Below are 21,257 nucleotides of genomic sequence, written 5' to 3'. Positions count from 1 at the left end.
TCGCCTGAAACTAACTTAAATCTCAACCTTCTCATTATACTCGCATAAATCTTCAATCAGGCAGGATCCGCAGCGCGGTTTACGTGCCACGCAGGTATAACGCCCGTGCAGAATCAGCCAGTGATGGCAATCCACTTTAAACTCTGCCGGCACGACTTTTAACAGCTTCTCTTCCACCTGCTCGACATTCTTACCTGGCGCAAATCGCGTGCGATTACTGACGCGAAAAATATGGGTATCCACGGCAATGGTTGGCCAGCCAAAAGCGGTATTCAACACCACGTTGGCGGTTTTGCGCCCGACGCCCGGCAGCGCTTCCAGCGCGGCGCGATCTTCCGGCACCTCGCCCTGATGCTGCTCCAGCAGAATGCGGCAGGTCTTAATCACATTCTCTGCTTTGCTGTTAAACAGACCGATGGTCTTTATATACTCTTTGATGCCGTCAACGCCCAGCGCCAGCATGGCGGCCGGGGTATTGGCCACCGGATAGAGTTTTGCCGTGGCTTTATTGACGCTGACGTCTGTTGCCTGGGCAGAGAACAGCACGGCAATCAGCAACTCAAAAGAGGAGCTGAATGCCAGTTCGGTAGTAGGGTGAGGATTGTTATCACGCAAACGGCTCAGAATCTGATGACGTTTTTCCTTGTTCACATCGCTTTCCCGGTATGGCCCTCAGGTGCGGCCTGGTTTTCAGCAGCACGTGCCGCAGCACGCTCTTTCATCTTTTTGTCGATCATATATTTACCGGCCAGCATCATGCCAAGACCAATAAACGCGCCGGGTGGCAGCATCGCCAGCAGCATCGGTGAATCAAAGTGGACGACTTCAACACGCAGTGCTTTTGCCCAAGGGCCAAGCAGCTGGTCAGCACCATTAAAGATGGTGCCATTACCAATAATTTCACGGATTGAACCAAGCACAAACATCGCGCTGGTTGCGCCCATCCCGGTGGCAAAGCCGTCGAGCGCTGACAGCGGTACGCTGCTTTTTGACGCTACGGCTTCAGCACGACCCACCACAATACAGTTGGTGACGATCAGCGGGATAAAGATCCCCAGCGACTGATACAAGCCGTAAGCGTAGGCGTTGATCAACATCTGCACACAGCTCACGACCGCAGCAATGATCATGACGTAAATCGGAATACGAATTTCCGGTTTTACCCAGCGCCGCGAAGCGGAGATCGCGCTATTGGTGCAGGTCAGCACCAGGGTGGTTGCCAGACCGAGACCCAGCGCATTGGTGGCGGTAGAGGTCACCGCCAGCAGAGGGCAGAGGCCCAGCAGCTGGACCAGCGCGGAGTTATTCTTCCACAGGCCGTTTACCAGTAAAGTTTTCGCTTCACTCATTGTTGTCTCCACACGCGGGCAGCGATGAAAGTTGCGCTGGCAGCGTTTCTACATACAGGGTGGTGCGTTTGACCGCATTGACCACCGCTCGTGGCGTGATGGTTGCGCCGGTAAACTGATCGAAATCACCGCCATCTTTCTTCACTGCAAAATGGCGATCGTCGGGGCCAGAAATCTGCTTGCCATTAAAACTGTTAATCCAGTCGGAGATGCGCAGTTCGATTTTATCGCCAAGGCCCGGCGTCTCATGATGCTCAACGACCCGGGTACCGTAGACTTTGCCAGAAAAATCGGCACCGACCAGCAGCTGAATCTCACCGGAATAGCCGTCCAGCGCGGTGCTCTCAATCGCCACCGCAACCGGTTTATCGTTCATTCGCGCAAGGTAAAGATGGTGCGGTTTGCTATTACCCAGCGCTTTATCCGTGACAACGTAACATTCCTGCTGAATGGCATTGTCATAAACCTCGGGCGGAACCACCTGATCCAACAGCAGTTTCTGCTGTACCGCAGTCTGATGTTCAATCGTTGGTTTGGTCACCGCGTTAATTACTGCGGTGACGCCTGTGGTGACCGCGGCAAACAGCGCCAGCGTGACACCATTTTTTCTGATCGAATCGAGCATACTCATTCTTTACGATGTCCGTAAACGCGCGGCTTAGTATAGTAATCAATAAGCGGCACGGTAATGTTTGCCAGCAGTACCGCAAATGCCACGCCATCAGGATAGCCGCCAAAGCTGCGGATCAGCCACACCAGCAGACCAATTAAAGCACCAAACAGCAACCGGCCTTTATTTGTCGTGGAGGCGGTGACCGGATCGGTGGCAATAAAGAACGCCCCCAGCATGGTGGCACCGGAAAACAGGTGGATCATCGGTGACGCCAGGCTTTCCGGCGAAATCAGCCAGCCGAGAGTGGAACAGAAGGCCAGCGACAGCAGAAAACTGACCGGAATTTGCCAACGAATGCTGTTGGTCCATAGCAGGAACAGCCCCCCCAGCAAGAAGCCAATGTTGACCCACTGCCAGCCAATGCCCGCCAGCACGCCGGTGTAGATCGGCTGGGCCATCAGCTGTTCGGCACTGTGGCCGGCGCGTAAACCGGTTTTAAAGTTATCCAGCGGCGTCGCCTGACTGATACCGTCGACACCCACCTGCAGATGCTGCATGGTTTCTCCCGCCAGAGTATGGTTGCTGAAAATCATACTCAGCGAATCCATCAGGCCAGGCGTGACCGACTGCAATGACTCCGGCGGTAGCCAGCTGGTCATCTGCACCGGGAAAGAGATCAGCAGTACCACATATCCAATCATCGCCGGATTAAACGGGTTTTGACCGAGGCCGCCATACAGTTGTTTGGCAATCACCACCGCAAAGGCAGTACCCAGCACAATCATCCACCACGGGGCAAGCGGTGGAATACTGATGCCGAGCAGCAACGCGGTCAACAGTGCGGAATGATCAGCGAGATTGGCGACGATTGGCTGCTGGCGCAACCTGAGGATAATTCCCTCAGTTGACCAGGCGGTAATCGCAGCCAGCGCGACCTGAATCAGGTTGCCATAGCCAAAGTAATACCACTGGGCGAACATGCCCGGAATGGCTGCCAGCAACACCAGTAGCATAATAGTACCGGTGCTGCGTCGGTTATGAGTATAAGGCGAACTTGCAATACGAAAAGCCATTTAGTCCTCTTGCGTAACATGCTGCTGCGCGCTTTTGCGCGCTTTTACGCGAGCGATGGCCGCCGCCACTGCCGCTTTGCGGGGATCGTCTGATTCTGTCTCTTCAGCCATCGGTTCTGACTGTGCGGCTTTTTCGGCCTTTTTCGCCTTAGCGCGGGCAATGGCTGCTTCTACCGCCGCTTTACGCGGATCGCCAGACTGGCGGGTCAACGGCTCGGTTTCTGACTGCTTCTCTGCCTGATGCGCCCGCGCCTGCGCGATGCGCGCTTCACGCTGTGCGTTCACCATGGTGTTATCAGGCTGTTGCGCTTGCGGTATGTCAGTAGTCTCACTATCGCTGCTGTTTTTCGCCTTCAGGCGATCCCGCGCGGCGGCGATTTCGCCCTGATCGCTGGCGCTGACTTTACGCTTCGCCTGCTCGTGGCGGGCTTCACGCGCTTGCTTCTCTCGCTCCAGACGTTCCTGACGCGCCTCGAAACGCGCTTTAGCCTGAGCAGTACGCTGCGCTTCGAGGTCGATAGCGCGCAGCTCGGCTTTTTCCTGGCGATAATACTGCACCAGGGGAATATTACTGGGGCAGACATAGGCACAGGCGCCGCATTCGATGCAGTCATCAATATGATGTGAGCGCGCTTTTTCGTGATCGGCACCCTGGCTAAACCAGTAAAGCTGCTGTGGCAGCAAATTCGCCGGGCAGGCGTCGGCACAGGCGCTACAGCGAATGCAGGACTGCTCCGCTTCGTTATTACCCATCTCGCTGGCCGAAGGGGCCAGAATGCAGTTGGTGATTTTCACCATCGGCACGTCAAGCGCGGGCAGGGTAAAGCCCATTAAGGGGCCACCCATAATCACCATTTGTCCGGCGGCTGGCGCAAAACCAACCTGGCGCAGCAGATGGCTGACCGGCGTGCCGAGACGCCCCCACAGATTACAGGGCTGTGCGACTGACTCACCGGTCAGGGTTACTACGCGCTCGGTCAGGGGTTCGCCATCAATAATCGCGCGTTTAACCGCATAAGCCGTCCCGACGTTTTGCATCAGCACGCCGATATCCGATGAGCGTCCACCGTGCGGCACTTCGCGGCCGGTAAGTATTTTGGTCAGCTGTTTGGCACCGCCAGAAGGGTATTTGGTCGGAATCACCCGCAGCTGTAAATCAGTGCTGTCGCCCAGTGCGCGTTTCAGCGCGGCAATCGCTTCGGGTTTATTATCTTCCACCCCGATCAGCACTTTTTCTGCCTGTAGAATCCACGCCAGAATGCGGCTACCTTCAAGGATCTCGTCGGCACAGTCCTGCATCAGACGGTCATCGGCGGTGATATAGGGTTCGCATTCGGCGGCGTTAATGATCAGGGTATTAACCCCGCTTAACCCGCCGCGCAGTTTGGTTCCGGTCGGGAATCCTGCGCCGCCAAGGCCCGCGACGCCAGCCTGATGAATGCGGCTGACCAGTTCGGCACGCTCCAGCTGGCGATAGTCGCTGACGGTTTGCCGTTCAATCCAGCGATCTTCACCATCGGGAGTGATAAAAATGCACATTTCGGACAGTGCTGAAGGGTGCGCGGTCATATGCGGTGCAATCGCTTCCACCGTACCTGAGGTTGGTGCATGTACCGGCAGCATCCGGCCACGACCAAAGGTCAGCGGCTGGCCGCGCAGTACCACGTCACCTGGCGCGACGCAGATTTCGCCTTCATGACCAATATGCTGTTTCAGCGGAATAATAAACCGCTCTGGCAGCGGAATCTGACGCAGCGGCGTGCCGTTCGACTGGGTTTTCATCTCCGGAGGATGAATGCCGCCGTCGAAATCCCAAATTTTGTCTTTCTTGAAGAAATTAAACAGATTACGCATGACTTTCCACGGGAATAACCCTGACAGGAATCGTGTTGAGATCCCACTTCCAGTTGGCAGTGGTGGTCGCAACCGGACGCATTTCAATGCAGTCGGTCGGGCAGGGAGCAACACAGAGATCGCAGCCGGTACACACGTCGCTCAGTACGGTGTGCATTGCACGAGTTGCGCCGACGATGGCATCAACCGGGCAGGCCTGGATACATTTGGTGCAGCCGATACAGTTAGCTTCGTCAATCCATGCCACGGTGCGCACCGGCTCTTTGGCCGCGATGTCGCCGTCAATCGGCTGCGGATCGACGTTAAGCAAACCGGCCAGCTTAAGCATGGTTTGTTCGCCGCCCGGGGCGCATTTATTGATCGCTTCACCGTTGTTACCGACCGCCTCCGCATAGGGGCGACAGCCGGGATAACCGCACTGGCCGCACTGACTCTGCGGCAGGATTTCATCGATTTGCTCGACAATCGGGTCGGCTTCTACTTTAAAACGACGTGAGGCGTAACCCAGCAGGCCACCGAACACCAGACTGAGGGCGCTTAACGCAATAATTGCTATCCAGATTGCTGACATTAGAATTTCACCAGACCGGAGAAGCCCATAAAGGCCAGAGACATCAGGCCAGCAGTGACCAGCGCAATTGACGAGCCCTTAAACGGTAACGGCACATCGGCCAGTACCAGGCGTTCACGCATTGCAGCAAACAGCACCATCACCAGCGAGAAGCCGACTGACGCACTGAAGCCATACATTGCCGCTTGTAAAAAGGTGTGATTCAGGTTGACGCTCAGCAATGGCACCGCCAGCACCGCACAGTTGGTGGTGATCAGGGGCAAAAAGATGCCCAGCAGGCGATAGAGCGCCGGGCTGGTTTTCCGCACCACCATTTCGGTGAACTGCACGGTGACCGCAATCACCAGGATGTAGGCCAGCGTGCGCAGGTAAACCAGATCCAGCGGAACCAGAATCAGATGGTTAACCACCCACGCGCAAATTGAGGCGAGGGTGATAACAAAGGTGGTGGCGAGTCCCATGCCAATTGCCGTCTCCAGTTTTTTGGAAACGCCCATAAAGGGACAGAGGCCGAGAAACTTCACTAATACGAAGTTGTTCACCAGCACTGTGCCAACGAAAAGAAGCAGGTATTCGGTCATTGTTACGCCTGGGAAAAAAAATAAAAGCCGCTTATTATCGGGCATTAGCGGCGGTATCACAACATACCAACCCTGGGGTTATTATCTGATAGCACTCAGGATTAAATTATTGACGTTTATAGCAGCGGTTATGGCTCAATAAATGTCGTCTTAACCCGTTGAGAACGTTTGAAGTAGGGCACCAGCAGCGAGGCGGCTAACAGCGCGATCAGCAAAGTCTTAATTGCCGCACCGTCTGTGACCGGCGAGAAGGCAAAGGTCTTAATCGCCAGCAGTACCGTCACCAGCAGCCAGATGATGTAGTGGCGCGGCAGACGTCGCGAACGCTTGCAGAATATCCAGGTGACCCAGGCGCTGTAGACCCACACCACCAGCGAGGTGGCCAGTGACAGCGTCCATTGCAGGGTAAAAGCGTGTTCCTGACTGAGTAACGCCTGGCGCATATCCGGGCTTAGAAACGCGCTGAGATACATAGCCACCACCAGCGTGCTGGTCAGCAGCGTCATAATCAGCCACGCCAGCGGCACGAAAAGCCAGCCGCCGATACGTGGCGCAGAAGATTGCACAGTCATGATAGGTTTCCTGACAGAGAGTAAACAGCAATGACAGCACTGGCAAAAGGCAAGGCTGTCATCATTAAACTGGAGGGGGATTATACAGAAAAATGCGCGGTGCAGTGAGTCAGGTGCTTATATCACATAGCGCCAGACAGATTTTGGCACGCAGCCTAAATCAAACAGGCGTCCGCCTGATACCAATTCAGCGCGGCGATGATCGGCAGCGCGGTACATATTCAGTAGTTCTTTATCATCGCTCAGCGAATAGTTGAGGTGATCGAAAAGTTTTTCCAGCGTCTCTAAATTACTCACTTTACGAAACTTCAGCAGGTAGTCTTGTGCTGTCATGGTGGCCGTCAGGTCAGGTAGGGTGATAGTGAGTTATCAAGTATAGGGAGACGGGAAGCGCTGTCTATACCCCCAGCATTAAAAAAAAGAGAAAATCAGATTAATACGTAATTACAGCTGACAAAATGGTTTCTTTTAAGATTTGTCTGTAGGAGATGTTGTTACCCTTAGCTTTTTTTAAAATGAAAAATAAATTTTAAATGCAATTATTACTCGCTGAAACGTTTACAGCATTATTATCTGTGGCGTCCTGCTACCGCTATTACTGGGGATTCTGGTTTTATCTATTTTAAGAAAATGCTGCCGTGTAAAAGGCTCGTTTCTGACCTTCAACCATTTAACTCTACTGTTACCGGTTAAAGTTGGCGTAATCCTGCCAGTGTGCGGACAATCACAGTTCAGATAATTATTTAAATGCTGGCGCTCATCGACAAAATGGCAGAACTTTACGTGGTGCTGTAATCGCTTCCAAACCCTGCGCAGATAACCTGTTATCTTTATTACAGTTATTTAACTGGCCTGATATTAACCGCAGGAAAAAACTCCATATCATCGGCGGTTGTTAGCGGGTGATATTTACGTAACCCATTTAATTCGTAGCATTTTGTGAACTATGTCGAAAATGTTTCCACCTGATTAGTCCAGGCTTTAGAGGCCTTGTACTCATACAGCAATCTCCCATCAGAGGAAAAAAGATTATGTGGAAGCGTTTACTCTTAACCACCATGGTGAGTGCCGCACTCTCCGGTTCAGCGCTGGCGGCCGATATGACAGTCGGATTTTCTCAGGTTGGCTCAGAATCGGGCTGGCGCGCGGCTGAGACCAGCGTGGCGAAAAGCGAAGCCGCTAAACGCGGTATCACGCTGAAAATCGCCGATGGTCAGCAAAAACAAGAGAATCAGATTAAAGCGGTGCGTTCGTTTATTGCGCAGGGCGTGGATGCAATTTTTATCGCGCCAGTAGTACAGACCGGCTGGGAGCCGGTGCTGGAAGAAGCTAAAGACGCAGAAATTCCGGTATTCCTGCTGGATCGCGCCATCGTGGTTAAAGACAAATCGCTGTATATGGCAGTGGTCACCGCCGATAACGTGCTGGAAGGAAAGCTGATAGGCGACTGGCTGGTCAAAGAGGTCGCGGGTAAACCTTGCAACGTGGTAGAGCTGCAGGGCACCGTCGGGGCCAGCGTGGCCATCGATCGTAAAAAAGGCTTTGCTGAAGCCATTGCCGGCTCACCAAATATTAAAGTAATCCGATCGCAGTCCGGCGACTTTACCCGCAGTAAGGGTAAAGAGGTGATGGAAAGCTTTATCAAGGCGGAAAATAACGGCAAAAATATCTGCATGGTCTACGCGCACAATGATGATATGGCCATCGGCGCCATTCAGGCGATTAAAGAGGCAGGACTGAAACCCGGTAAAGATATTTTGACCGGATCGATTGATGGCGTGCCGGATATTTATAAGGCAATGCTGGCGGGCGAGGCCAATGCCAACGTCGAGCTGACGCCAAATATGGCTGGCCCGGCGTTTGATGCGCTGGAGAAATTCAAAAAAGATGGCACTCAACCACCAAAAATTATCAAAACCGAATCACGTCTGTTCCTGCCCGCTGATGCACAAACCGAATTAGATAAGAAAAAAGGCATGGGTTACTAAGCACAGCACCGCTTGATCCACAGTCACCCCGCAATAGTGCGGGACAGGCTTTGCGATCCGGCGGTTTTTTTTATCCTGAGAGGCGAAGTTTATGACCACGCAGACAGAGGAAGCGCTGTTAACGATTCACGGCGTCAGCAAATTTTTCCCCGGTGTGAAGGCGTTGGATAATGTCTCTTTTAGCATCAGGCGCGGTGAGATTATGGCGCTGCTGGGGGAGAACGGGGCCGGTAAGTCGACGATGATTAAAGTGCTGACCGGGGTTTATCAGCGTGATGCCGGTAGCGTGACGCTGAATGGCCAGCCGATCAATCCCCGCAATACCGCTCAGGCACAGGAAATTGGCATTGGTACGGTGTATCAGGAAGTTAACCTGCTGCCCAATATGTCGGTGGCCGACAACTTATTTATCGGTCGCGAGCCTAAACGCTTCGGCCTGATCGATCGTAAAACGATGGTGCGAAACGCCACCCGGCTGATGCGGGAGTACGGCTTTGAGCTGGATGTTACCCGCTCGCTCGGCCAGTATTCGGTGGCGATGCAGCAGATTATTGCCATTTGCCGCGCGGTGGATCTCTCCGCGCAGGTACTGATCCTCGATGAACCTACCGCCAGCCTTGACGCCAGCGAGGTAGAGATGCTGTTCACGCTGATGAATCAGCTGAAAGCGCAGGGCATGAGCTTAATCTTTGTTACCCACTTTCTTGACCAGGTATACCGCGTCAGCGATCGGATTACCGTGCTGCGTAACGGACAGTTTATCGCCACTCGCGATACCCACAGCCTGCCGCAGATTGAGCTAATTAAACTGATGCTGGGGCGCGAGCTGCTGGAAACTGCACTACAGCGCGCCGGCAGTACTTTGCGCAGCAACCAGCCGGTGGTGGAGTTTAAAGATTATGGTAAGAAGGGCACCATTGAGCCGTTCAGCCTGCGGGTCAGGCCGGGGGAAGCGGTCGGGCTGGCCGGGCTGCTGGGTTCCGGGCGGACTGAAACCGCCGAACTGCTGTTTGGCATCCGCCGTGCCGACAGCGGTACGGCGCTGATTAAAGGTAAAAAACGCACTATCCGCACTCCGGCGCAGGCGTCGCGGCTGGGGATGGGATTCTGTCCGGAAGATCGTAAAACAGACGGTATTATCGGTGCCGCCTCGGTGCGTGAGAATATCATTCTGGCGTTACAGGCCCAGCGTGGCTGGTTGCGGCCGATTAAGCGCCGCGAGCAGCAGCAGATTGCCGAGCGTTTTATTAAAAGCCTCGGTATCCGCACGCCGCATGCAGAGCAGCCGGTCGAGCTGTTATCCGGTGGTAACCAGCAGAAAGTGCTGCTGTCGCGCTGGCTGGTCACCCGTCCGCAGTTTCTGATTCTCGACGAGCCGACGCGCGGAATTGATGTGGGTGCCCACGCCGAGATTATCCGCCTGATTGAATCACTCTGCGCCGATGGCCTCGCGCTGCTGGTGATTTCATCGGAGCTGGAAGAACTGGTGGGTTATGCCGATCGGGTTCTGATCCTGCGCGATCGTCAGCAGGTAGCGGAAATTCCACTGGAGCAGCTTTCCGTTGCGGCGATTGTGAAGGCGATTGCTGACGGAGGATCGCAGCATGCTTGAGTCACAGGTATCTCCGGAGAAAAAGCGCATGTTGAAAGGTAAATTCCCGCCGGGAATGCCGCAGATAGCCGCATTAGTGCTGGTTTTGCTGGTGGACAGCCTGGTGGCCAATAACTTTTTCGCCATTCATTTACAGGATGGCCGCCTGTTCGGTAGCCCGATTGATATTCTTAACCGCGCGGCGCCGGTCGCGCTGCTGGCTATTGGTATGACGCTGGTCATCGCTACCGGCGGAATTGATCTGTCGGTCGGAGCGGTGATGGCGATTGCCGGTGCCACGGCGGCGACCATGACGGTCGCCGGTTACAGCTTGTGGCTGGTAATTATGGCAACGCTGGGTGCCGGATTGCTGTGTGGCCTGTGGAATGGCGTGCTGGTGGCACTGCTGAAAATCCAGCCGTTTGTTGCCACGCTGATACTGATGGTGGCCGGGCGCGGTATCGCACAGTTAATTACCGAAGGCCAGATTGTGACCTTTGACAGTGATGCGCTGGCGCGTATCGGCAGCGGCACGCTCTGGCTGTTTCCGGTGCCGGTATGGATCACGCTGCTGGTCGCGGCGCTGATCTGGCTGTTAACCCGCAAAACCGCGCTGGGATTATTTATTGAAGCGGTGGGGATTAACCTGCGTGCGGCGCGTAACGCAGGCGTTAACGGCTGGCTGGTGGTGATGTCGACCTATGCCATCAGCGGACTGTGTGCCGCGGTGGCCGGTCTGATTGTTGCGGCGGATATTCGCGGTGCGGATGCCAATAACGCCGGATTATGGCTGGAACTGGACGCGATCCTGGCGGTGGTGATTGGCGGTGCGTCGCTGATGGGCGGACGTTTTAACCTGGTGCTGTCACTGATTGGCGCACTGATTATCCAGGCGATGAACACCGGCATTTTGCTGTCCGGTTTTGCACCGGAACTGAATCAGGTAGTTAAAGCGGTGGTGGTGATGTGCGTACTGCTGTTGCAGTCGCCGCGCTTTATTCAGCTGTTTAAACGAGGAGGCGGTCGTGGTTAAACGTCATTTGCCATTAATGATTACGCTGCTGGTGTTTGTCGCGGGTTATCTGTTCTGTCTGAGCCAGTTTCCCGGCTTTGCCTCCACGCGGGTGATTTGCAATATTCTCACTGACAACGCCTTTCTCGGCATTATTGCCGTCGGGATGACTTTTGTGATTCTTTCCGGCGGCATCGATCTGTCGGTCGGTGCGGTGATCGCCTTTACCGGCGTGTTCCTGGCGCGCGCGATTGGCGATCTGAATTTGTCACCCTGGCTGGCCTTTGCGATTATTATGGTGGCCGGTTCGGCGTTTGGCGCCATGATGGGCTGGCTGATTGATGCGTTAAAAATCCCGGCGTTTATTATCACTCTCGCCGGCATGTTTTTCCTGCGCGGCTGTAGCTATCTGGTGGCGGAAAGTTCGATTCCCATCGATCATCCGCTTTATAGTACCTTATCCAGTATGGCGTGGAAGATACCCGGCGGCGGTCGGTTAAGCCTGCTGGCGCTGATCATGCTGCTGGTGGTGGTACTGGGAATTATCCTGGCGCACCGCACGCGTTTTGGTAATCAGGTGTATGCTATCGGCGGTAATGTGACCTCGGCCCAGCTGATGGGCATTTCCACCCGCGCCACTACCGTGAAGATCTATATGTTGTCTTCCGGGCTGGCAACGCTGGCCGGGATTGTCTTCTCGCTGTATACCTCGGCAGGCTATGCGCTGGCGGGAATGGGCGTGGAACTGGATGCCATTGCGTCGGTGGTGATTGGCGGTACGCTGTTGTCCGGCGGCGTGGGAACGGTGCTGGGTACGCTGTTTGGCGTCCTGATCCAGGGGCTGATTCAGACCTGGATTAACTTCGACGGCACCCTGAGTTCATGGTGGACCAAAATCGCGATTGGGATTTTGCTGTTTGGATTTATTGCGCTGCAACGGCTGCTGACGGTGATGTGGAATCGTCAGCAGAATGCACCGGTAAAAAGATTGTCCTGAGGCGGGTAACGAAAGGGCTTCGTCAGGAGCCTTGATCGTTGCTGCGCGCAGCAATATCAGCAGGGCGATAACCTCGCCCTGGGTGGAAACGGCAGATTAACGCCAGTTATTGATGCCGCTGGCATAAAGGTCGACTACCGGCATAACCGCGACCTTGTCATCATAAAAAAATACCGAGTTACTGAATGAGTAAATCTTTCCGGTTATTCTGACGGTTACTTTATTAGCGAGAGCATTAACCGTGGCATCGGGCCGATCGGCTGTCATAAATGGAGCCGTTTTGGTTAACGTTTCCAGCGGATCGCCAGTAATATTGTGGTTAAGATAATAACGATATACCTCGGTATCGGTCGCAGCGGCATGTTGATATTGCGTGATATACAGCCAAAGGCTGCTGGTAAGCTGCTGCTTATGGTATATCCGATCGTTATAGGGTTGGTGGGTGAGGCAGAAGTTTACTGCCACTGCAGTAATGATAATAACAAGAATCGCGGTGAAACTTCGGTGCGCCCATTTAATAACCATGGCGGTTTGCATAATCTATTCCTTGCTGAATCCAGAACGTGTCTGGGGATCATCTTTCTCCAATGGGGCCATTCGGCTCTTAAAGTGCGTGCTGCATAAACTGAGATAAAATAAATAGCATTATTCTGTTGTTGTTAAAATAGTTTAATTTCTTATTTTCAATATAATTAAATTTTAAATTATTTATATGCTATCAATTAGATTTCCACCGCGCTTTCTGGCTTTTACCGAATCTAACCTTGTTCAACAAATCTGAAAGGCAATGAGTGAGGATTTGGCGTAAAAAAAGGGCGATAAAATCGCCCCGATAGCCTGTTTGCAAGTTAGCGCAGATTCAGGCGGTAATAGGCCTCATTCCAGCGCAGCGCATCGCGAAATGAGGGAAGAGTGGTGTCGTTATCGATTACCACGATTTCAATACCGTGCATTTCGGCATACAGGCGCATATCGTCAACATCAAGCGCCTGGCTGAATACCGTATGGTGCGCACCGCCACCGAGGATCCACGCTTCAGCGGCAGTCGCCAGTGATGGCTGGGCGCGCCAGATCGCGCGTGCCACCGGTAATTTTGGCAACGGTTGCGGTTGCTCAATAGCCTCCACCACGTTAACCAGCAGACGGAATCGATCGCCGATATCAATCACGCTGGCGTTAACTGCGCGTCCGGCCGGGGCAGAGAAAATCAGGCGTGCCGGATCGGCTTTGTCACCAATACCAAGGAACTGCACATCGACCAGTGGTTTCTCTTCACGCGCAATCGACGGGCAGACTTCCAGCATATGCGAGCCGAGCACCAGGTCGTTATCCGGCGAGAAGTGGTAGGTATAGTCTTCCATAAACGAGGTGCCGCCCGGCTGGCCTTGCGCCATTACTTTGAAAATATGCAGCAGCGCGGCGGTTTTCCAGTCGCCTTCACCGGCAAAACCATAGCCTTGTGCCATCAGACGCTGTACCGCAAGCCCAGGTAACTGGGTCATACCGTGCAGCGTCTGGAAATTGGTGGTGAACGCTTTGCACCCCTCGGCTTCAAGAAAGCGTTTTAAGCCCAGTTCAATGCGTGCGGCGTCCAGCACATTCTGTCGCTTCTCACCGTTCACCGCGGCGGCAGCGGTAAATTCATACTGGCTTTCATATTCGTCAATCAGTGCATTCAGATCGCCCTCGCTGACCTGGTTAATCACTTCCACCAGATCGCCGACACCCCAGCCATTAACCGCATAGCCAAACTGGATTTGTGCACCGACTTTATCCCCTTCGGTTACCGCCACTTCGCGCATGTTGTCACCAAAACGAGCCACTTTAAGCTGCTGGCTGGCCTGTTTTGCCGCCGCGCCGCGCATCCATTTACCGATACGCTGCTGGCTGACCGGATCCTGCCAGTGACCGGCGATCACACTGTGTTGCAGATTCATCCGCGCGCCAATAAAGCCGAACTCACGACCGCCGTGCGCGGTCTGATTCAGGTTCATAAAGTCCATGTCCATGCTGTTCCACGGGATCTCCGCGTTGAACTGGGTATGAAACTGCATCAGTGGTTTATTCAGAATCGACAGGCCGCCAATCCACATTTTGGCCGGAGAAAAAGTATGCAGCCAGGTAATAATCCCAAGGCAACTCTGGTCATAATTGGCCTGACGGCACAGTGCCAGCGCTTCATCAGGGCTTTTCACCAGTGGCTTCAGCTGTAATGTAAACGGTAAGCTGGCTTGGCGATTTAACCCGTCAACCACCTGCTGCGCATGCTGCTCAACCTGGCGCAATGTCTCGGCACCGTAGAGATGCTGCGTGCCAATCACAAACCACACGCTGAGCGCGTTTAGCTGTTCCATAAAACCACTCCTTACTTAACGGATAAAGTGCGCGGGGCATACTGCGGTTCAGCAGCCTCACACCAGTGTTGATAGCGTTGATAAAGTTGCTGAAAACGTGCCACGCGCGCGGCATCCGGTTGCAGGGTTTCGGCTACCGGGCTGGCCATCTGCTGTTGCGCTTGCGGGATATCGCGGTAAACGCCGGCGGCGACCGCGGCGAAAATCGCCGCGCCCAGCGCGCAGCATTCGTCGGAGGCGACGATATCCAGTGGACGATTCATTACGTCGCAGCACACCTGCATAATCGCCGGTGATTTACGGGCGATACCGCCAAGTGCCAGAATATGTTCAACCGGAATCTGTTGCTGTTCGAAGCACTCCATAATTGCGCGTGCGCCAAATGCGGTAGCGGCGATAAATCCACCAAACAGCGTCGGTGCATCGGTACCCAAATTTACATCGGTAATCACGCCTTTCAGCCGCTGGTTGGCGAACGGGGTTCGACGGCCATTAAACCAGTCCAGCACCACCGGCAGATGATCCAGCTGCGGATTGGCGACCCAGGCATCGGTCAGCTGACGCAGCAGATCCTGCTGGATCCCGGCAATCTGTGCTTTCAGCTGTGGATGCTGAGCAGAGACCTGAATCAGCGGCCAGCTCAGCAGGCGGCTGAACCAGGCATACATATCACCAAACGCCGACTGACCGGCCTCAAGACCGATCATGCCCGGCATCACGCTGCCATCAACCTGGCCGCAAATTCCCTTGATATCGCGCTGGCCGACGCGTTCGGCATCAGCGATTAAGATGTCGCAGGTTGAAGTACCAATCACTTTGACCAGCGTATAAGGCTGCGCACCGGCACCGACCGCGCCCATATGGCAGTCAAATGCGCCGCCGGACAGCGTGACGCTGGTGGATAAACCAAACCGCTCCGCCCATTCTGCGGTCAGGGTGCCGACCGGGACATCCGCAGTCCAGGTTTCAGTAAACAGCGGGAAGTCGAGATCGCGTGTCAGCAGGGGATCGAGCGCATTGAGGAAATCGGCAGCGGGTAAACCTTGCCACTGTGGATGCCACAGAGATTTATGGCCCGCCGCGCAACGGCCACGGCGAATTTCGTGCGGGGCAGTGGTGCCACTCAGTAGCGCCGGTACCCAGTCGCACAGCTCTATCCAGGAGACGGCGGCTTCGCGTACCGCCGCATCTTCGCGCGAGACGTGTAAAATTTTCGCCCAGAACCACTCTGAGGAGTAAACGCCGCCGATAAAGCGCGAGTAGTCCGGGAAGTCACCGCTGCGGCATAGCTGAGTGATGGCTTCGGCCTCTTCAATTGCCGTATGATCTTTCCATAATACAAACATCGCGTTCGGGTTATCGGCAAACTCCGGGCGCAGCGCCAGTATCCGGCCCTGACGGTCAATCGGTGCCGGTGTCGAGCCGGTAGAGTCAACGCCAATGCCAACCACGCTGGCACGCTGCTGTTCGCTTAAGCGCGAGACCACTGCGCTAATCGCCTGCTCCAGCGCATCAATATAATCCTGCGGGTGATGACGAAAGCGGCTGGCGCTGGGATCGCAATATTTTCCCTCCTGCCAGCGCGCGTAGGCGACTACCTGTTTCTGTAATTCGGCACCGCTGTGACAATCTACCGCCAGCGCGCGAACCGAATCACTTCCAAAATCCAAGCCAATTGTAATGGCACCAGCACGCATAAGGCTCTCCTGTTAATCGCCGATCGCTGCTGTTTACCCTAAGAAGCTGGCGCAAAAGCGGTTAGTCATCTGCGGCTGCATATATGCACTTTCCTGTCATCGTGGGGCTTTCTGTGACTGACCTCAAAAGTTAACAGACGGTTAAATTGGCTGAATGTATGGACATTTCTGCTGTAATTTCACGATGTGATAGCGCTCTACAAATATTGCTCGCTTTACCGCTACAACTAGCCCTGCGGTTGTACAGCTATCAGTCAATTACGGTTCTAATTAGCTGATTTAACGCTACTGACTGAACTTATTAGGTGACTGGTAGCGTTTACACCGCTTCGCTTACCTCATGCAAAAAACATTATCGAGCCGGAGAGCATCATGCATAAATTCACTAAAGCGTTAGCCGTCGTTGGGCTGGCAGCCGTTATGTCACAATCAGCTATCGCCGAGACCATGAAACTGGGCTTTCTGGTAAAGCAGCCTGAGGAACCCTGGTTCCAGACCGAATGGAAATTTGCCGATAAAGCCGGTAAAGACCTGGGTTTTGAAGTGATCAAAATTGCCGTGCCGGACGGCGAGAAAACCCTTAATGCCATCGACAGCCTGGCGGCCAGTGGCGCGAAAGGGTTTGTTATCTGTACGCCGGATCCAAAACTGGGCGCGGCAATCGTTGCCAAGGCGCGCAGTTATGACCTGAAAGTGATTGCGGTGGACGATCAGTTTGTTACCGCAAAGGGCAAACCGATGGACAGTGTGCCGCTGGTGATGATGGCGGCGACCAAAATCGGCGAGCGTCAGGGCGACGAGCTGTACAAAGAGATGCAGAAACGCGGCTGGGATGTGAAAGAGACCGGCGTGATGGCCATTACCGCTGATGAACTGGATACCGCCCGTCGCCGCACCGGCGGTTCAATGGCGGCGCTGAAAGCGGCCGGTTTCCCGGAAAAACAGATTTATCAGGTGCCAACCAAATCCAATGATATTCCCGGCGCGTTTGATGCCGGTAACTCGCTGCTGGTGCAGCATCCGGAAGTAAAAAACTGGTTAATCGTTGGCATGAACGATAACACCGTGCTGGGTGGGGTGCGTGCGACCGAAGGTCAGGGCTTTAAAGCGCCGAATGTGATTGGTATTGGTATCAACGGCGTGGATGCGGTCAGCGAGCTGTCGAAAGGTTCGGCGACCGGCTTCTACGGTTCACTGCTGCCAAGCCCGGATGTGCACGGCTACAAGAGCAGCCAGATGCTGTATGAGTGGGTCACTAAAGGCGTGGAGCCGGCGAAATTCACTGAGGTGACCGATGTGGTGCTGATTACCCGTGACAACTTTAAAACCGAACTGGCGAAAAAAGGGCTGATGTAATCCCACTGTTGTCATCAGGGCCTGACCGTCAGGCCCTTTGTTATCCGCTTTCTTTACAGGGGGAACCCCATGAACACTGAACCCGCATTTCTGTCGTTTCATGGCATCAGCAAAACCTTTCCCGGCGTAAAAGCGTTGCAGGAGATCGGTTTCGAGTGTCATGCCGGGCAGGTCCACGCGCTAATGGGGGAAAACGGCGCCGGTAAATCGACATTACTGAAAATTCTCAGCGGCAGTTATCAACCTGACAGCGGAGAAATTCGCATCAAAGGCCAGCCGGTGAATTTCAGCCATACCACCGAAGCGCTTGATGCCGGGGTCGCGATTATCTATCAGGAACTGCATCTGGTGCCGGAGATGAGCATTGCTGAAAATATCTACCTCGGTCAGCTGCCGCAGCGTGCAGGCTGGGTGAATCGTAAGTTGCTGCGCTATGAGGCCGGGCAACAGCTGAAAAATCTGGGTATGGACATTGACCCGGATACGCCGCTGAAATATCTGTCGCTGGGGCAGTGGCAAATGGTGGAAATTGCCAAAGCGCTGGCGCGTAACGCCAAAATTATTGCGTTTGATGAGCCGACCAGTTCGCTGTCGGCGCGCGAGATTGAACAGCTGTTTCTCGTTATCCGCAATCTGCGCGAACAGGGGCGGGTGGTGCTGTATGTTTCGCACCGCATGGAGGAGATTTTCGCGCTCAGCGATGCAATTACGGTATTTAAAGATGGCCGCTATGTGCGCACCTTTACTGATGTGGCAAATACCAATCACGATCAGCTGGTGCAGGCGATGGTCGGTCGCGAAATCGGTGATATCTATGGCTACCGGGCGCGGGCTACCGGAGCAGTGCGTCTGCAACTGAATCAGGTGCATGCCAAAGGCGTCCGTACGCCAATTTCACTCAGCGTGCGCGCCGGGGAAATTGTCGGCTTATTTGGTCTGGTCGGCGCCGGGCGCAGTGAGCTGATGAAAGGGCTGTTTGGTGCCACCCGGCTGATATCGGGCGAGGTCAGTCTTGATGGTGAAACGCTGAGAATCAGTGAACCGTCTGACGCGATCCGTGCTGGCATGATGTTATGCCCGGAAGATCGTAAAGCCGACGGCATCATTCCGGTTCATTCGGTGCGCGATAATATCAATATCAGCGCACGTCGCCATAATCTCACCGCCGGTTGTCTGATTGACCGCGCATGGGAGACAAAAAACGCTGAGCAGCATATCCGCTCGCTGAATATCAAAACGCCGTCCGCCGATCAGTTGATTATGAATCTCTCCGGCGGCAATCAGCAGAAGGCAATTCTGGGGCGCTGGCTGTCGGAAGAGATGAAAGTCATTCTGCTCGATGAACCGACGCGCGGCATTGACGTCGGCGCCAAACATGAAATTTATAATCTGATTTATGCGCTGGCTGAGAAGGGGATTGCGGTGCTGTTTGCCTCCAGCGATCTGCCGGAAGTGATGGGGCTGGCTGACCGCATTATTGTGATGCGTGAAGGTGAAATTGCCGGTGAACTTCGCCATGACGAAGCGACCGAGCAGAAAACCCTGCATCTGGCGATGCCGAAAATCTCTCAAGTGGCCGCTGTGGCCTGAATCCAGGAGTGCTGTTATGTCTTCTTCAACCACCTCAAATACCACGCCACCGGTCTCGCGTTCCGGCATCAATCTCGCACGCATCTGGGATAACTTCGGCATGCTGGTGGTATTTGCCGTGCTGTTTATCGGCTGCATGATTTTCGTGCCGAATTTTGGCAGTTTTATCAATATGAAAGGCCTGGGCCTGGCGATGTCAATGTCCGGTATGGTGGCCTGCGGCATGTTGTTCTGCCTGGCTTCCGGTGATTTTGACCTCTCGGTTGCGTCGGTAATTGCCTGTGCCGGAGTGACGACGGCGGTGGTGATTAATCTTAGCGAAAGCTTGTGGATTGGTATCACTGCCGGTCTGCTGCTCGGGGTTGCCTGCGGCTTCGTGAACGGTTTCGTGATTGCGAAACTGAAAATTAACGCGCTGATTACCACGCTGGCGACGATGCAAATTGTGCGCGGTCTGGCCTATATTTTTTCTGACGGTAAGGCAGTCGGTATTGAAGATGAGCGCTTCTTCGCGCTGGGTTATACCAACTGGCTGGGCATTCCGGCACCGATCTGGCTGACTATCGCCACCATGATCGTGTTTGGTTTTCTGCTGAACAAAACCACCTTTGGCCGCAATACGCTGGCCATCGGCGGTAATGAAGAGGCGGCGCGGCTGGCCGGCGTACCGGTGGTGCGTACCCGCATCATTATTTTTATTCTGTCCGGGCTGGTTTCCGCTGCTGCGGGGATTATTCTCGCTTCGCGAATGACCAGCGGCCAGCCGATGACGTCACTGGGTTATGAACTGATTGTTATCTCAGCCTGCGTGTTGGGCGGCGTCTCGCTGAAAGGCGGCATCGGCAAAATTTCTTATGTAGTGGCTGGGGTGCTGATCCTCGGTACGGTAGAGAATGCGATGAATTTATTGAATATCTCGCCGTTCTCACAGTATGTGGTGCGTGGCCTGATATTGTTAGCGGCGGTGATTTTCGACCGCTATAAACAAAAAGCCAAAACCCACTAGCTCACGCCGGTGGATTAACAGGCCGAAAAATATGTCAACCGGAGGGGTTATGTATCACCGTCTGCCTGGAACCGTTCAGTCGAACCCATTGCTGCCGGGCTATCCGTTTAATGCCTGGCTGGTGGCAGGGCTGACGCCGATTACCGCCAATGGGCCGCTGGACTTTTTTATTGATCGTCCGCTCGGCATGAAAGGCTATATTCTCAATCTGACGATCAAAGGCAGCGGACGGGTATTTGACGGTGAAGCGGCATTTGACTGCGAGCCGGGCGACCTGCTGCTGTTTCAGCCCAAAACGCCGCACTACTATGGCCGCTCATCCGACAGCGATTGCTGGTTCCACCGCTGGATTTACTTCCGCCCGCGTGCCTACTGGAGTGACTGGTTGCAGTGGCAGGATCAGAACCAGGGCGTTGGCCGGCTGCGACTGCCGGAGGCGCTGCGCGGAGAGTTTGATCGCCTGATGGCCAATATTGAGCAGACCCATAACTCCGGACGGCGCTTTGCCGAAGAGCTGGCGATGAATTTGCTGGAGCGGCTGTTGCTGCGGGCGGTGGAAGAAGATCCTCGTTCTCATCAGCAGGTGCGCGATCCGCGGGTTATTGAAGCCTGTCAGTACGTTACCGGCAATCTGGCGGGCGAGGTTAAAATTGAAGAGGTAGCAAAATTCGTCTGCCTGTCGCCGTCGCGGCTGGCGCATCTGTTCCGTGAGCAGATGGGGGTGAATCTGCTACGCTGGCGTGAGGATCAGCGAGTAATACGCGCCAAACTGCTGTTACAGACCACTCAGGAGCCGATTGCCAGCGTGGGGCGTGAAGTCGGTTATGACGATCAGCTCTATTTCTCACGCGTATTTCGTAAACGGGTCGGTGTCAGCCCGAGTGACTTCCGTCGTCGCAGTCAGGATGCCCATGATGCGCTGGTAGCCGAGGAGAGCTGGCAGATGCCGCGATCGGGGACAAACAGCTAATTCAGCTCAATCTGGCTTGTTCTCTGAGACTTAATGGTTTTAAATCATTAGGTAAAGTTTTGCCGGTGAATGCATATTGCTTC

The 21,257-nt window shown here is 54.3% G+C and carries 20 protein-coding genes; 8 read left to right on the top strand and 12 right to left on the bottom strand.

Going from position 1 to position 21,257, the window contains the following annotated elements; all coding sequences use genetic code 11:
* Positions 1–15: 15 nt before the first annotated feature.
* The 9 genes from nth to ydgT all read right to left on the bottom strand — a co-directional run bounded on the left by nth (position 16) and on the right by ydgT (position 6,946).
* Complete coding sequence (gene nth / locus ACP3TC_RS11075; RefSeq protein ID WP_426816457.1) at positions 16–651, bottom strand: endonuclease III; 636 nt, start codon at positions 649–651, stop codon at positions 16–18.
* A complete protein-coding gene (locus ACP3TC_RS11070; RefSeq protein WP_313857397.1) occupies positions 648–1,349 on the bottom strand; it encodes an electron transport complex subunit E in 702 nt (233 codons plus the stop codon). Before ACP3TC_RS11070 ends, nth begins: the two co-directional genes overlap by 4 nt.
* Complete coding sequence (gene rsxG, locus ACP3TC_RS11065) at positions 1,342–1,974, bottom strand: electron transport complex subunit RsxG (protein ID WP_426816456.1); 633 nt, start codon at positions 1,972–1,974, stop codon at positions 1,342–1,344. Before rsxG ends, ACP3TC_RS11070 begins: the two co-directional genes overlap by 8 nt.
* 2 nt (positions 1,975–1,976) lie before the next feature.
* Complete coding sequence (gene rsxD / locus ACP3TC_RS11060; RefSeq protein ID WP_313857398.1) at positions 1,977–3,035, bottom strand: electron transport complex subunit RsxD; 1,059 nt, start codon at positions 3,033–3,035, stop codon at positions 1,977–1,979.
* On the bottom strand, positions 3,036–4,889 hold the full coding sequence (rsxC, locus tag ACP3TC_RS11055; protein ID WP_426816455.1) for an electron transport complex subunit RsxC: 1,854 nt from the start codon (positions 4,887–4,889) through the stop codon (positions 3,036–3,038).
* Positions 4,882–5,460 carry an electron transport complex subunit RsxB gene (gene rsxB, locus ACP3TC_RS11050; protein ID WP_313857401.1) on the bottom strand — a complete coding sequence of 193 codons (579 nt, stop codon included), beginning with the start codon at positions 5,458–5,460 and terminating at the stop codon, positions 4,882–4,884. Before rsxB ends, rsxC begins: the two co-directional genes overlap by 8 nt.
* Positions 5,460–6,041, bottom strand: a complete 582-nt coding sequence (gene rsxA, locus ACP3TC_RS11045) for an electron transport complex subunit RsxA (RefSeq protein WP_052898623.1) — start codon at positions 6,039–6,041, stop codon at positions 5,460–5,462. Before rsxA ends, rsxB begins: the two co-directional genes overlap by 1 nt.
* A gap of 128 nt (positions 6,042–6,169) precedes the next feature.
* Positions 6,170–6,613, bottom strand: a complete 444-nt coding sequence (locus ACP3TC_RS11040) for a DUF2569 domain-containing protein (RefSeq protein ID WP_313857402.1) — start codon at positions 6,611–6,613, stop codon at positions 6,170–6,172.
* Between the two features lie 117 nt (positions 6,614–6,730).
* Positions 6,731–6,946: a transcription modulator YdgT gene (gene ydgT / locus ACP3TC_RS11035; protein ID WP_313857403.1), complete on the bottom strand. Its 216-nt coding sequence runs from the start codon at positions 6,944–6,946 to the stop codon at positions 6,731–6,733.
* Between the two features lie 698 nt (positions 6,947–7,644).
* Here ydgT and ytfQ point away from each other — a divergent pair.
* The 4 genes from ytfQ to yjfF all read left to right on the top strand — a co-directional run bounded on the left by ytfQ (position 7,645) and on the right by yjfF (position 12,201).
* Positions 7,645–8,601, top strand: a complete 957-nt coding sequence (gene ytfQ, locus ACP3TC_RS11030; RefSeq protein WP_426816454.1) for a galactofuranose ABC transporter, galactofuranose-binding protein YtfQ — start codon at positions 7,645–7,647, stop codon at positions 8,599–8,601.
* Between the two features lie 91 nt (positions 8,602–8,692).
* Entirely contained in the window at positions 8,693–10,213 is a 1,521-nt protein-coding gene (ytfR, locus tag ACP3TC_RS11025) for a galactofuranose ABC transporter, ATP-binding protein YtfR (protein ID WP_313857406.1), read from the top strand.
* Positions 10,206–11,225: a galactofuranose ABC transporter, ATP-binding protein YtfT gene (ytfT, locus tag ACP3TC_RS11020; protein WP_313857407.1), complete on the top strand. Its 1,020-nt coding sequence runs from the start codon at positions 10,206–10,208 to the stop codon at positions 11,223–11,225. Before ytfR ends, ytfT begins: the two co-directional genes overlap by 8 nt.
* Positions 11,218–12,201 carry a galactofuranose ABC transporter, permease protein YjfF gene (gene yjfF / locus ACP3TC_RS11015; RefSeq protein WP_426816453.1) on the top strand — a complete coding sequence of 328 codons (984 nt, stop codon included), beginning with the start codon at positions 11,218–11,220 and terminating at the stop codon, positions 12,199–12,201. Before ytfT ends, yjfF begins: the two co-directional genes overlap by 8 nt.
* A 96-nt stretch (positions 12,202–12,297) precedes the next feature.
* Here the strand turns inward: yjfF and ACP3TC_RS11010 are convergent, their stop codons facing one another.
* From ACP3TC_RS11010 to ACP3TC_RS11000, 3 genes are all read right to left on the bottom strand, one after another.
* Entirely contained in the window at positions 12,298–12,738 is a 441-nt protein-coding gene (locus ACP3TC_RS11010) for a hypothetical protein (RefSeq protein ID WP_426816452.1), read from the bottom strand.
* A 311-nt stretch (positions 12,739–13,049) separates the two neighbouring features.
* Entirely contained in the window at positions 13,050–14,555 is a 1,506-nt protein-coding gene (araA, locus tag ACP3TC_RS11005) for an L-arabinose isomerase (RefSeq protein WP_426816451.1), read from the bottom strand.
* An 11-nt stretch (positions 14,556–14,566) separates the two neighbouring features.
* Positions 14,567–16,252 carry a ribulokinase gene (locus ACP3TC_RS11000; RefSeq protein ID WP_426818225.1) on the bottom strand — a complete coding sequence of 562 codons (1,686 nt, stop codon included), beginning with the start codon at positions 16,250–16,252 and terminating at the stop codon, positions 14,567–14,569.
* A 372-nt stretch (positions 16,253–16,624) separates the two neighbouring features.
* Here ACP3TC_RS11000 and ACP3TC_RS10995 point away from each other — a divergent pair, with 372 nt between their 5' ends.
* From ACP3TC_RS10995 to araC, 4 genes are all read left to right on the top strand, one after another.
* The gene (locus ACP3TC_RS10995; protein ID WP_313857415.1) at positions 16,625–17,608 is read left to right on the top strand and encodes an arabinose ABC transporter substrate-binding protein; all 984 of its coding nucleotides are present in this window, start codon (positions 16,625–16,627) and stop codon (positions 17,606–17,608) included.
* Positions 17,609–17,677: 69 nt separating this feature from the next.
* Entirely contained in the window at positions 17,678–19,198 is a 1,521-nt protein-coding gene (gene araG, locus ACP3TC_RS10990) for an L-arabinose ABC transporter ATP-binding protein AraG (protein ID WP_313857416.1), read from the top strand.
* Between the two features lie 16 nt (positions 19,199–19,214).
* Complete coding sequence (gene araH / locus ACP3TC_RS10985) at positions 19,215–20,204, top strand: L-arabinose ABC transporter permease AraH (RefSeq protein WP_426818224.1); 990 nt, start codon at positions 19,215–19,217, stop codon at positions 20,202–20,204.
* 49 nt (positions 20,205–20,253) lie between these two features.
* Entirely contained in the window at positions 20,254–21,174 is a 921-nt protein-coding gene (gene araC, locus ACP3TC_RS10980) for an arabinose operon transcriptional regulator AraC (RefSeq protein WP_313857419.1), read from the top strand.
* Positions 21,175–21,257: the final 83 nt, after the last annotated feature.

Origin of the sequence: Winslowiella sp. 2C04 (assembly GCF_050037805.1) — a bacterium.
Taxonomy (GTDB): domain Bacteria; phylum Pseudomonadota; class Gammaproteobacteria; order Enterobacterales; family Enterobacteriaceae; genus Erwinia; species Erwinia toletana_A.
This window is presented reverse-complemented; position numbering and strand designations above follow the sequence as displayed.